The sequence below is a fragment of the Aquamicrobium sp. NLF2-7 genome (assembly GCF_022359935.1).
GTDB lineage: Bacteria > Pseudomonadota > Alphaproteobacteria > Rhizobiales > Rhizobiaceae > Mesorhizobium > Mesorhizobium lusatiense.
Genome location: NZ_JAKSED010000003.1, coordinates 92,463 through 105,310 on the forward strand (window position 1 = coordinate 92,463; position 12,848 = coordinate 105,310).

A 12,848-nucleotide genomic window follows, 5' to 3' on the forward strand; every position below is an offset into this window, starting at 1 on the left:
CCCGTTCTGTAATTCGGTTTCAGGTGAGAGGCTGCCGGGCCGGCGCGCGGCCCGGCTCAGCGCTCAGGTCCGCTGGTTCCACAACAGGCCGAGATCGGACATGTGCTTGAGCAGCAATTCGCTGTTCTTGTCCCACCACTCCGGGATCGAACGGAATTCGGCGATCGTCGCCTTGCCGTCGCGGATCACCACGACCGGCCAGTCGCCGACGAGCGCGTTGTCGATGCCGAACAGATCCTTGCCCCACCAGCGCGCCTCGCCGAAGGCATGCTTGCCGGTGCCGCCATCCTTCATGGCGGCCAGTACCGCATCGGGCTCGATGCTGCCGGCGCGCTGGGCGGCGTCCGCCCACAGATCGAGGATCGAGGAGTATTCCCACGACACCGCCGACCATTCGTTGGCGCCATAGCGCTTCACATATTCGGCATAGAACTCGTTCGGCTTCCTGAAGTTGATGCGCGGATCGTTCAGTGCCTGATCATCGAAATCGGGGAACTGGAAGATGACGCCTTCCATGAACTCCTTGGAGGTGCGCTCCACGATGCGCTGGTAGAAGTCGAGCGTGCAGGAGATGATCTGTCCCTTGTAGCCCTGCTGGAAGGCCTGCTCGCACAGCGGCTGGACATAGTCGGCATAACAGGTGTCGAGGCACAATATGTCGGGATTGTTGGCCAGAAGCTGGGTCATCACCGGCGCGAAATCGGTGGTGGCCGGATCGAAGAACAAGGGCGGGCTCGCCATCTGGATGCCGGCGGCCTCGAAGGCGGCGAGATAGGTGGCGACCGAAGGCTTGCCCAGCGCATCGTCCTGCGCGCAGACCACCGCCGTCTTCAGCTCCGGCCGGTTGGCCGCCAGCCAGTCGACGCCGGTGACGTTGTAGATCGGATGCACCTCGCAGGGCGCGATCAGGGTTTCGGTGTCGGGGGTCAGGTCGCTCGGCAGCAGGGTGGACACCATCATGCCCTGCCGTGCGGCAATTTCCTCCACGCCCGGCCACGAGTTGCCGCCCAGCATCATGATGAACTTGACGTCGTTTTCGCGGATGAGCTGCGTTGCGCCGGTGCGCGCCTTACCGGCGTCGTCCTCGTCGTCATAGGAGACGAGCTCAACCTTGTAGGATTGTCCGCCGACCTCGACGCCGCCGGCTTCATTGACCCAGTCGGCCCAGATCCTGCAGCCGTCGAGGCCGGGCTTGCCCCATGCCGCCACGGCGCCCGTCAGCGGGGCGAGAAAGCCGATTTTGACGACGTTGTCCTGTGCGAAGCTGGCTTTCGGCATGCCCACCACGGGCAGCAGCGCGGCGCTGGCCGCGCCGGTCAGCAAGGTTCGTCTGTTCAGTGTGATGCTCGATGCAGGCTTCATTGCAGTCTCCTCCGCTTTGCGTTCTGAAAAAGTAGCTACCGCGTTAGAATCCGCCTCATGCCCGGAAAACGGGCAGAGCCGGGCATGCTGGCGCGCGATTGGATCGCGCACCCTGTTCCCCTGTCAGAATTCACTCTTGTTTATTGGAGGCTGGTGGCCCCGGTATGCGCCTGGGTATGCACTTGCCCCATGCCCGCGCCTTGCGCCTTGCGGCGGAAGCCGAGCAGGATCATCGCTGCCATGAACTTTCGTGGGTCGTTCATCCCTGCGGGGCGTTCACGATCCCATTGCAGAAGACGTTGTGCCGCCGCGTCGCGGTCGAGCAGTTCGAGGCTGTCCATTGCGCCATGGTCGCGGCGCAGGGTCTCAAGCATGTCGCGGGCCTTCATGCGCCAGCGCTCCTCGTAGGCGGGCCGGTGCAGGCGCTCCATGCGCAGATGAAAGAGCGAGGAGCGCGCCGTGCGCGGCGCGGTCATCGTATCGATCCAGCGGCCGCATGAAGCCCAGGCCTGCGCGGCCGACGCCTCGATCCGGCCGCTGGACACGGGCTGCACGACGGCCTGATTGCTCAGGCTGGCGGCGAGCCTCGGGTCGTTTGGCGGAAATTCCGTGCGCGCCACACGCAGCGCCTGCGCATAGAGTTCGCGCGCCGGTTCCACCTGTCCCTCGGCGAGAGCGGCAAGGGCGGCTTCCGCCAGTTTTTCCCATTGCAGGTCGGCTTCGCTCCAGCCGGCGGTGACGAGTTCGGCAAGGGTCCGGGTCTCATGCACCGAGATAGGCCCTCCGCACATGGTCGTTGGTCTTCAGGTCGGCCGCAGCACCCTCCACGGCCACCGTGCCGATTTCGAGCACATAGGCATAGGAGGCGAGCCGCAGCGCCAGCCCCGCATTCTGTTCCACCAGCACCACCGGCACGCCGGTCTCGGCAATGTCGGAAACGATGCGCGCCATTTCCTGCACCATCACCGGCGACAGGCCCATGGACGGCTCGTCGAGCAGAAGCAGCTTCGGTCCCGACATCAGCGCCCGCCCGATGGCGACCATCTGCTGTTCGCCGCCGGAAAGGGTGCGGGCCCATTGCGTGCGCCGCTCCTTCAGGCGCGGAAAGCGCTCGAAGATGTCTTCGATGTCGCGTTCGATCTTTGCCGTGTCCTTGCGCAGGAAGGCACCGATGCGCAGGTTTTCCTCGACGGTGAGGTCGGGGAAAATCCGGCGGCCTTCCGGCACATGGGCAATGCCGCGCGCCACGATCTTTTCGGCCGGCATGGTGTCGATGCGCTCGCCCTCGAAATGGATTTCTCCACCGGAAGGCCGGGCAAGGCCCGAAATGCTGCGCAAGGTGGTGCTCTTGCCGGCGCCATTGGCGCCGATAATGGTGACGATGCCGCCGGAAGGGACCTGAAGGCTGATGCCTTTCAGGGCCGCCACCTTCTGGTAGTGGACGTGGAGGTTGCGGACTTCAAGCAGCATCTTCGTTACGCCCCAGATAAGCTTCGATGACGCGCGGGTCGTTGGCGACCTCCTGCGGAGCGCCTTCGGTCAGGAACTGGCCGAAATTCATGACGGTGATGCGCTCGCACAGGCCCATGACGGCCTGCATGTCGTGCTCGACCAGCATGATGGTGATGTCGCGCTCGGCGCGGATGCGCCGCACATGCTCCATCATCCGCCGCGTTTCCTCCGGGTTCATGCCGGTGAACGGCTCGTCCAGAAGGATCAGCGTCGGATCGGCGGCCAGCGCCACCGCCATGCCCAACGCCCGCTGGTGGCCGTGCGGCAGGCTGGAGGCCGGCTCGTTGGCCAGCGCGCCGAGGTCGAACAGCTCCAGCGCTTCATGCGCCTTTCTGTCGGCTTCCCTCTCGGTCGGGGCATCCGCGCCCGTTATGCGTGAGAAGAAGCCGGCGCCGGCGCTGCGATGGCAGCCGACCCGCACATTGTCGATGACGCTGAACTCATGAAACAGGGTGGTGCCCTGAAACGTCCTGATCAGGCCGCGCTGAGCCAGCCGGCTGGTCTTCAGCCCGGAAACGTCCTCACCCTGATACAGGATCCTGCCGCTCGTTGGCCGGTAATAGCCGCTGATCAGGCTGAACGTCGTGGTTTTACCGGCCCCGTTGGGGCCGATCAGTCCGTGAATGCTGTTGCGCTTTACGGAAAAGGACAGGTCGTTGACGGCTGTGAGCCCTCCGAACTTCCTTATGACATTGCGCAGTTCGAGAATAGGTTCGTCGGACAGTGGACCCTCCCATTGGTTACTGTCGTTAAATGCATGCCAGCGTGGGTTTTCCCATTCGCCGGCATGCCCCGATTTTATTCTGCTGCGGCGGGCGTGGCCTCCGTTCCCAGATAGGCTTCAAGTGAATCGTCGAGTGCGTCTTTCCACGGCGTGTGGTGCGGCGGCGCCATGGTGCCGGTAATGACGGAACGATAGGAGTTGTTGCGGAACTCCATGATGTTCTTCTTCTTGTGCTTCTTCCATTCGAAGAAGGCTTCGTTGGCCCCGTCGACATCGAAGCTCGGATAGTCGGTCTCGGCGATCAGTTCCTTGACGTATTCGCCCTGATAGCGGATCGCGTCGTAGTCGTCCTTGCCGGCATCCTCGGCGGCAACGCGCGCCTCGACATCGGCGACCATTTCATCCTTGCTCGCGGGCAGGCCGATGCGCCCCATCATGACGTCGCGCGCCCACCAGGCCTGGGCATCGAACATGTTGAAGGTGAACCACTGGTCCTGCATGCCGATGTAGAACAGCGCCGGATTGTGGACATAGGCGACGCCCTTGTAGAGATCGGCTGTCGCCAGCCGGTTGGCCGTCCTCAGGCGCAGATCGTCCGGCAGGAACGGGAAATGATGCTTGTAGCCCGTGCACAGGATGATGGCGTCGATGTGCTTCGTCGAACCGTCCTTAAAGGTTGCGGTGTTGATATGCACCTTCTCCAGCAGCGGCTTTTCTTCCCAGTTGTCCGGCCAGTCGAACCCCATTGGCCTGGTGCGGTAGCAGTTGGTGATCGATTTCGCGCCGTATTTCCAGCACTGCGAGCCGATGTCCTCGGCCGAATAGCTGGTGCCGATGAGCAGGATGTCCTTGCCGGCGAATTCGCGCGCGTCGCGGAAGTCATGGGCATGCAGGATGCGGCCGTTGAAGCGGTCGAAGCCGGGGAATTCGGGCACGTTTGGCGTCGAGAAGTGACCCGAGGCGACGACGACATTGTCGAATTCTTCCGAATAGCAATGGTCGTTCGGCAGGTCCTGAACCGTCACCGTGAATTTTTTGGTGTCCGGGTTCCACTCCACCAGCCGCACGACGTTTTCGAAGCGGATCCAGTCGCGCACGCCGGCTTTGTTCACGCGCCCTTCGATATAGTCGAACAGAACCGCGCGCGGCGGATAGGATGCGATCTGCTTGCCGAAGTGCTCCTCGAATGAGTAGTCGGCAAACTCAAGGCCTTCCTTGGGGCCGTTCGACCAGAGATAGCGGTACATGGAGCCGTGAACGGGTTCGCCATACTGGTCGAGGCCGGTGCGCCAGGTATAGTTCCACAGCCCGCCCCAGTTTGCCTGTTTCTCGAAACAGACAATTTCCGGGATTTCAGCTCCGTTGCTCGCTGCCGATTGAAATGCCCGCAATTGTGCAAGGCCAGACGGCCCGGCGCCGATAACGGCGACCCTCCTGTTCATTCGCGTCCTCCCCATATTGTTTTCTTGGACGAAAATTATTTCACCATCAGTATGGTATTTGGTTTCATCCTGCTGTCAATGCATTGTGTGACATTCGTTTATTCCTGGCAGGAAAAGCGGCAGCCGCAAACGTTCCGGACTTGCCATGCAGTTCCGTGTGGATTATTCTTCTGATTTAATAAAGTTGACAAGCAAGAAAATTCGCTGGGAGGCAAACTTGCAGGAAACAGTCTATCCGGACGTCGTTCCGGGTCCGCCTCGTCCGAGCGGAATCCGGCTTCCTTCTGGCCTTGCGCTTCCTGCCGGAACCGAGCGATACGAGGTGCGGGGCGCCGGCGCGATTTTCGTGTCCGTGGAGGCAGGAGATGTCATCACGGTGCGCGATATGGAAGGCGGTCAGGCCTGCGAGCTGGTCGCCGCCGATGCCTCGGGCCGCACCGATGCCTCCATTCTGGGCGTGAAGTCCAACTCCAGTGCCCCGGGTCTTCAGGCCCTGCTTTCCGGCGACAATGAAAGCCTGAGCGCCTTTCGCGCCGGCCTTGCCCGCCGCAGGATCGATCTCGCCCATGCCGATGCCGTGCGGGTGTTCGGCAGCGACAGCCCGGCCGGCGACGAAGAGGCCTTCACCATTACCCGTGACGGCAGCCTTGTGGTTGCGGCCCCCGGCGGGCCGATGGCCATCGACGGCCATGACACTGTCACGCCCATTCAGGTTCTGGTGCGCCGCGCGCGCGTGCAGAAAAAGGTCAAGGGTGCCGAACTGCCCGAGCCGCTGGCCGATCCGGTCCTTGATCTCAGGGTAAAATCGGCCACCGCGCAGTCCTTCTTCGTGCGCGCCGGCGAGTTCATCCAGATCATCGATGTCGACGGGCGCCAGTGCACCGACTTCCAGTGCTTCTCGGCGCGCAAGCTCGACAAGGGCATCGACAATCCCCTCGACGTCACCGCCACCCGCTCGGTGCTCGGCCATGCCTATGCCATGCCCGGCCTGCACGCCAAATATTACGATCAGGACTTTGAGCCGCTGGTGGAAGTGGTGCAGGACACCTGCGGCCGCCACGACGCCTTCGCGCTGGCCTGCTATGCCAAATATTACGACGACATCGGCTATCCCGGCCATGCCAATTGCTCGGAAAATTTCAACCGCGCGCTGGCCGACAAGGGCGTTCGCCCCCGCGCCGGCTGGATGGCGGCGAACTTCTTCTTCAACACCGGCGTCGATGCCCATGGGGTGATGTTCTCCGACGAGCCGTGGTCGCGGCCGGGCGACTATGTGCTGCTGCGCGCGCTGACCGACATCGTGTGCGTGTCGTCGGCCTGTCCTGACGATACCTCTCCGGCCAATGGCTGGAACCTCTCCGACATTCATGTGCGCACCTATTCCGACAAGAACAGGTTCTCACGTGCCATCGCCCGCCGCGTAACTCCGGATTCCGAGCCGAAAATGACAACAGAAACTGCCTTCCATTCGCGCTTTGCCCAGCACACCCGCAATTTCGTCGAGTACAAGGGCTACTGGCTCGCCAATTCCTTCGCGAAGGAAGGGGCGATCGAGGAATACTGGGCATGCCGCCAGAAGGCGGTGATCATGGACCTCTCGGCGTTGCGCAAGTTCGAGGTGACCGGCCCGGATGCGGAGGCGCTGCTGCAATATACGCTCACCCGCGACGTCAAGAAGCTCGGCGTCGGCCAGGTGGTCTACACCGCCATGTGCTACGAGCATGGCGGCATGATCGACGATGGCACGCTGCTGCGTCTGGGGCTCGACAATTTCCGCTGGATCGGCGGCGACGACTATTCGGGCGTGTGGCTGCGTGAAGTTGCTGAAAAGCTCGGCCTCAAGGTGATGGTGCGCTCCTCGACCGACCAGATGCACAACGTTGCCGTGCAGGGCCCCAACAGCCGCGCCATCCTGAAAGAGGTGATCTGGACCCCGCCGCACCAGCCGAAGCTCGAAGAGGTGGAGTGGTTCCGCTTCACCATCGGCCGCATCGGCGGCGAGAACGGACCGCCGGTCGTGGTGTCGCGCACGGGCTACACGGGCGAGCTCGGCTATGAGGTGTGGTGCCATCCGCGCGATGCGGGTGCCGTTTTCGATGCGATCTGGGAGGCGGGCCAGCCGCACGGCCTGAAGCCGATGGGGCTGCTGGCGCTCGACATGCTGCGCATCGAAGCCGGCCTGATCTTCGCCGGCTACGAGTTCTCCGACCAGACAGATCCGTTCGAGGCGGGCATCGGCTTCACCGTGCCGCTCAAGTCGAAGACCGACGACTTCATCGGCCGCGAGGCGCTGATCCGGCGCAAGGAGCATCCGGTGCGCAAGCTGGTCGGCCTCGACATCGACAGCAATGTCGCCGTCGGCCATGGCGACTGCATCCATATCGGGCGCGCCCAGATCGGCGAGGTCACCTCTTCGACGCGCTCGCCGCTTCTGAAGAAGAACATCGCGCTGGCAAGGGTCGACGCCACCCATGCCGCCGTCGGCACCGAAGTCGAAATCGGCAAGCTCGACGGGCATCAAAAGCGCCTTCCGGCAAAAATCGTCGCATTCGCGCATTATGATCCGAAGAAGGAAAGGCCAAGGTCCTGAGCTAGAGCATGTCGCCCGAAAGGGGAACCGGTTTCGGGGAAACGACATGCGTGCAAACAAGAGCTTAAAGCGTAGCGATCTGAAGGATCGCGACACGCTTCAGGGTCTGAAGCCGGAGATCAGGGAGAAGGCGTGAGGAGAGGCGATGGCTGGAGAGGGCTCCAATCCGACACCAGACCGGCCTGACGGGCCACCCTCGGAACTTTCCAGGGAAGTTTCGCAGTGGCGCGTGGCGGAGCGCAAGCGTCTGATCGACCAGCGTCTTGCCATGAGCGCGGACGAACGCACTGCCAGAACCCGAACGATCGCCGAAGGCCTCGACCGTCTGGTCGGCGCTCCGCAGGGGCGCATCGTCTCGCTTTACTGGCCGTTCCGGGGTGAACCGGATCTGCGCCAATGGTCTGAGAAGGTCATTGCCGCAGGCGGCCGGATCGCGCTGCCGGTGGTGATCGCCAAGGCGCAGCCTCTGGAATTCCGGCTGTGGGCGCCCGGCGAGCCACTGGAACGCGGTGTGTGGAACATTCTGGTTCCGTCCGGCGGGCGGGTGGTCGAGCCGGATATCGTCGTCTCCCCGGTCGTCGGCTTCGACAGCGCCAATTACCGTCTCGGCTATGGCGGCGGGTTCTACGACCGCACCCTTGCGGCGATGAGCAAGCGGCCCCTCAAGCTCGGGGTCGGCTATGCCGGCGCTAGACTTGCGACCATCCATCCGCATTCCCTGGACATTCCCATGGATGCAATCGTGACAGATGAATGAGGCTCCCATGAGCACTGACGAACTGCTTCTCGACCCCGCCATTGCCGGCACCTCCGCTCCCGGAGGCCGGATTTTCCGCCGCAACACCACCGGCACGACCTACAGGATCACGATGAAGAACTGCGCGTTCTTCGCCCGCCACGGCCTGCTCGATGAGGAAGAGCGGCTCGGCCAGCGGTTCTATGTCGACGCCGAGCTCGATGTGCGGCCTTCCGTCGGGATCGAGGAGGATTGCATCGAGGCGACCGTGGACTATGGGCTTGCCTTCGCGGAGATCGAGAAGATCGTCACCGGCCGCCGCCGCTTCCTCATCGAAACGCTGGCCCTCGACATCAGCCGCACCCTTTGCGAGGTGTTCCCGCAGATCATGCGCGCCCGCATCACGGTGCGCAAACCCAACGCCCCGGTGCGCGGCGTGCTCGATCATGTCGAGGTCACGATCGTCTGGCCGCAGGGTCCGGCCGCCGGTCTTTGAAACGCGTCGCTGTGTGACCGCATAAAAATATAGCGATGCATTTTCAATAAGATGACAGAAAGCGTCATCTTATTTGAAAAAGCCGGTGCAGAACCGCCGCCCCCGTTTCGTCCTTGATGTGAGGGCCAGCCAAGATCACGTCACAAAGCGCCAGCCACGCCCTCCTCGTTTTCAGGATTGCAAGACAGGCGGATGGGGCATGCGCGAAGCGGCGGTTACGGCGGACGGAGTTTCTTTTTCACGATTTCTGATGAGGGCGGCCCTGCTGGGCTCCGTTGCGCTGACGACGGTGACCGGGACCGGGCCGGTCACGGCTGCGCACGCGCAGGGCACGCAAACCCTGTCGCTGAACATCGGCGCCCAGAATCTGGGTTCGGCCCTGACTGCCTTTGCCGACAAGGCCGGGATCCGGCTTCTGTTTCCCTCGCAGCTTGTGGCCGGCAAGACGAGCCCTGCCCTTTCCGGCACCTTCAGCCGCGAAGAGGCGCTGTCGCGGCTGCTGGACGGCAGCGGCCTCGTCTATCAGTTCACCGATGCCGGCACGGTGACCATCTCCGATCCCGCTTCGGCATCGCGTGCGCCGCTCGATGCCAGCGGCGCCGTGGTTCTTGGAACCATCAATGTGAGCGGCTTGCAGAACGCCAGCCCGGCCGATGCGCCGTTCAGCACGCCGGCGCCAACGGCCTACATCAGCGGCGAGCGGATCGAGCGGTTCCGGGGAACGACCCCGTCCGACATGTTCACCGGCACTCCCGGCGTCCTGTCGGGTGAAGCGCGCAATGGCAGCGCCATAGATGTCAACATAAGGGGCATGCAGGGAATGGGGCGGGTGCCGATCAGCGTCGATGGCAGCCTTTCCTCGGCAACTGTCTATCAGGGCTATCAGGGCGTCGGTAACCGCTCCTATATCGATCCGGACCTGATCGGCGGGATCAGCATCCAGAAAGGTCCGGGCACCGGCGCCTATGGCGGCATTGCCGGTTCCGTCAGCATGGAAACGCTCAAGGCATCCGACATTCTTCTGGATGGCCGTAACTATGGCATACGCCTGAAAGGCGGCTTTGGCAGCAACAGTTCCGGCGTTCCTGCAAGGAGCACGGTCGGTGGCATGTATTTCTCGCAGTCGAAGCCGGGAACGGTACTGGGGCCTGCCGATATGGCGCGCCCTGCCCTGCTGGAGCCGACCCGGGGTTTTGGCAGCATTGCCGGGGCGGCGCAGGGAGAAGGCTATGAATTCGTTGCGGCCTATGCCGGACGGCGCAACGGCAATTATCATGCCGGCCGAAACGGTCCCTCCGCCGCAAGCTCGGAGGATGTCGGCCCGCGCTCGATCTGCCGGGATTATGGCAGTGGTTACGTGTTCTGTACGAACTATCCCAGCTATTACGAGAACACCGGCGTTTCGCTCTACCGGGGTGGCGAGAAGGTGCTCAACACCTCCAGCGACACCGATTCATGGCTGCTGAAGGCAAAGTTCGATCTGCCGCAGGATCATTCTCTGGAACTGTCCCACACAGGGTTCAGAAGCGATCACGGCGATATCCGCGCCTCCATCCTGTCCAGCATGACGTCTGTGCAGGCCACGCAGCGCTGGACCTCCACCGCGGCCGTGGACCGTTATTCGGCCCGGCATCGCTGGAACCCGGATGACAATGATCTGATAGATCTGCGCTCGGGCCTGTGGCTGACCTCGCTGGATATCCGCAACCCGACCACTGCGCACTCTCTCACCCTGGCGCAGATGGGGTTGCCCGATCCGCTCAAGACACGCGTTATCGTCGGCACCGATACGCGGCAGTGGGGAGCCGATGTCTCCAACACCTCGCGATTTGGAACGGCTTTAGGAGACATATCGCTGAACTATGGACTGTCCTATCTTCACGAAGACACCAGACCGACGGAACTCAGCCGGGCGGTGGAGGAGTTCCTGCCGCCCAACGGCGTGCGCCACGAATGGCAGGGCTTCATGAATGCGAACTGGAAGCCGCTGGACTGGCTGACCATCGACGGCAGCCTGCGCTATCAGGATTTCTCGGCGCGCGATCGCAGCACGAAGGAAGACAGCGTTGCCAATTCCTTCGCCGGGCAGCAGCGGGGAAGAAGCGCCAGCGGCATCAGCCCGACCCTCGGCGTTTCGGTTGAGCCTGTCGAGGGCCTGCAGCTTTTCGCCCGCTATTCGGAAGCGCTGCGCATGCCGGCGCTGGCGGAATCTTCGGCTCTTGCTGCGACGTTCAACGCGCCGGGTGTGCGTCCCGAGCGCGCCCACAACTGGGATGTCGGCGTCAATTATCAGGCTGGCGACGTGCTGTTTGCCGATGACGATCTGAAGCTGAAACTGGGCTGGTTTCACAATGACGTCGATGACTATATCGCCCGGCGCATCGTCAATGTGACCACGAGTTTCGGCACCAATTATGACGGGCCGGCCGTGGGCAATATCGCCCGGGCGAAGTTCGAGGGCATCGAGTTCTCCGGGCACTATGCGCTCGGGGGCCTGAAGCTCGAACTGGGCGCCTCCTATTACACCGACATGGCGTTCTGCCCGGAATCGGGGGCCTGCCAGAGGAGTTCGCTGTATGGCGACTATGCAACCAACCATGTACCGCCGAAATACACGACCTCGCTGACGGCATCGCATAAATTCCTCGACGATGCACTGACGCTGGGAGCGCGGGCGACGCATGTGGGGCCGCGCACCATCAGGGCGGATCAGCCGACGGCGCAGGGCGCTGCACCCTTCATCGTGCCGGTGGACTGGCGGCCCTATGTGCTGGTCGATGTTTTCGCCTCCTATGAAATCAGCGAAAGCCTGAAGGCCGATTTCAGGATCGACAATGTGGGAGACGTTCACTACGTCGACCCGCTGGGGCTGGCCAATATTCCGGGACCGGGCCGCACCTTCTGGGCCTCGCTGAGCGCCAAATTCTGACAGGCGCGGCCGGGCCCGGTGAATCCGGGCCTGTTGAAGATTGCCCGGCGCGCTGCCATTTTCGGCTGTCAGGTGGTTGACGCTGCGGGATAAGCAGCGTTTGTGCCTGTCTGACGCGATCAGGATGGCAGCAGGGAATGATGACGCAGGCGCGGATTGCGGGCTCACCGCCGGCGGTGGACACGGTGGCTGACACGGTGGTGGACACCGGGTCGGAGAACGGGGCGGACGTTTCCACCCCGGCCCTGTTGCCCGAAATGCAATATGATGAGGCGCTTGCGCATGAGCGGGCCATGCTGGCGGCGGCGGATGGCAGCCCCGGTATGGTCTGGTCGCTGTGGCAGACCGGAACCTGCATCGTCGTGCCGCGCAGCCATACGGTTCGCCCCGGCTTCGGGGAAGCCGTCGCCGCCTCCGCCGCGCGCGGCTTTCCCGTTCATGTGCGCGATACGGGCGGCGGGGCCGTGGTTCAGGGTGCTGGCGTGGTCAACCTGTCCATGGTGTTTTCGATCGGGCCGCAGGTGCGCGAACGCATCGGAACCAGCTACCGGGTGCTGTGCGAGCCGGTCATGGCCATGCTGCGCGCAAGGGGCATCGAGGGTGCGTTCCGCTCCATCCACGGCACCATGTGCGACGGCATCTACAACATCGTCGTCGGCACCCGCAAGCTCGCCGGAACGGCGCAGCGCTGGCGCAATCTGGGGCGCGGACGGCCGGGCGAACATGCGGTTCTGGCCCATATGGCGCTGTTTGCCGATCTCGATCATGTCACTGCCGCAGCCGCGATCAACGCGCTCTATGCCGATATCGGCATCGACAGCGGGATCGAGGCCCCGACCCACATCAACTGGGCCGAGATCGAAACCGGGTCCGGCAAGGCGGTGGCGGTGGCACTTGCCGAAGAACTCGACCGCGCCTGCCAGGCGATCGATCTGGAAGCGCTGCTTGACCGCCTCTCAAAAGCGCAGGCCGCCGGCTGAACGCATATTCCGGGACCAAATAACCTCCCGGCCGATGCCGGCAGGACAAGGACCTGTCGGTGGCCGCGCGGTGGCGA

Annotated in this window: 10 protein-coding genes; 5 read left to right on the plus strand and 5 right to left on the minus strand. The window is 63.2% G+C overall.

What is annotated here, in order from left to right; genetic code table 11:
* Window positions 1-63: 63 nt before the first annotated feature.
* From MIC97_RS19015 to MIC97_RS19035, 5 genes are all read right to left on the minus strand, one after another.
* Window positions 64-1,362: an ABC transporter substrate-binding protein gene (locus MIC97_RS19015; RefSeq protein WP_239801556.1), complete on the minus strand. Its 1,299-nt coding sequence runs from the start codon at window positions 1,360-1,362 to the stop codon at window positions 64-66.
* A gap of 140 nt (window positions 1,363-1,502) precedes the next feature.
* Complete coding sequence (locus MIC97_RS19020) at window positions 1,503-2,132, minus strand: hypothetical protein (protein WP_239801557.1); 630 nt, start codon at window positions 2,130-2,132, stop codon at window positions 1,503-1,505.
* Window positions 2,125-2,832 (minus strand): ABC transporter ATP-binding protein, encoded by a 708-nt coding sequence (locus MIC97_RS19025; RefSeq protein ID WP_239801558.1) that lies wholly within the window; start codon window positions 2,830-2,832, stop codon window positions 2,125-2,127. The genes MIC97_RS19020 and MIC97_RS19025 overlap by 8 nt, the downstream gene beginning before the upstream one ends.
* Window positions 2,822-3,676: an ABC transporter ATP-binding protein gene (locus MIC97_RS19030; protein WP_343060853.1), complete on the minus strand. Its 855-nt coding sequence runs from the start codon at window positions 3,674-3,676 to the stop codon at window positions 2,822-2,824. Before MIC97_RS19030 ends, MIC97_RS19025 begins: the two co-directional genes overlap by 11 nt.
* Entirely contained in the window at window positions 3,673-5,040 is a 1,368-nt protein-coding gene (locus MIC97_RS19035) for an NAD(P)/FAD-dependent oxidoreductase (protein ID WP_239801559.1), read from the minus strand. The genes MIC97_RS19030 and MIC97_RS19035 overlap by 4 nt, the downstream gene beginning before the upstream one ends.
* Window positions 5,041-5,257: 217 nt before the next feature.
* Between MIC97_RS19035 and MIC97_RS19040 the strand changes: the two genes are divergently transcribed.
* From MIC97_RS19040 to MIC97_RS19060, 5 genes are all read left to right on the plus strand, one after another.
* Window positions 5,258-7,630, plus strand: a complete 2,373-nt coding sequence (locus MIC97_RS19040; protein WP_239801560.1) for an aminomethyltransferase family protein — start codon at window positions 5,258-5,260, stop codon at window positions 7,628-7,630.
* Between the two features lie 145 nt (window positions 7,631-7,775).
* Window positions 7,776-8,387 (plus strand): 5-formyltetrahydrofolate cyclo-ligase, encoded by a 612-nt coding sequence (locus tag MIC97_RS19045; RefSeq protein WP_239801561.1) that lies wholly within the window; start codon window positions 7,776-7,778, stop codon window positions 8,385-8,387.
* Window positions 8,388-8,499: 112 nt separating this feature from the next.
* Entirely contained in the window at window positions 8,500-8,862 is a 363-nt protein-coding gene (folB, locus tag MIC97_RS19050; protein ID WP_183832255.1) for a dihydroneopterin aldolase, read from the plus strand.
* A gap of 250 nt (window positions 8,863-9,112) precedes the next feature.
* Complete coding sequence (locus tag MIC97_RS19055) at window positions 9,113-11,791, plus strand: TonB-dependent receptor (RefSeq protein WP_239801562.1); 2,679 nt, start codon at window positions 9,113-9,115, stop codon at window positions 11,789-11,791.
* A 137-nt stretch (window positions 11,792-11,928) separates the two neighbouring features.
* The gene (locus MIC97_RS19060; RefSeq protein WP_239801563.1) at window positions 11,929-12,771 is read left to right on the plus strand and encodes a hypothetical protein; all 843 of its coding nucleotides are present in this window, start codon (window positions 11,929-11,931) and stop codon (window positions 12,769-12,771) included.
* Window positions 12,772-12,848: the final 77 nt, after the last annotated feature.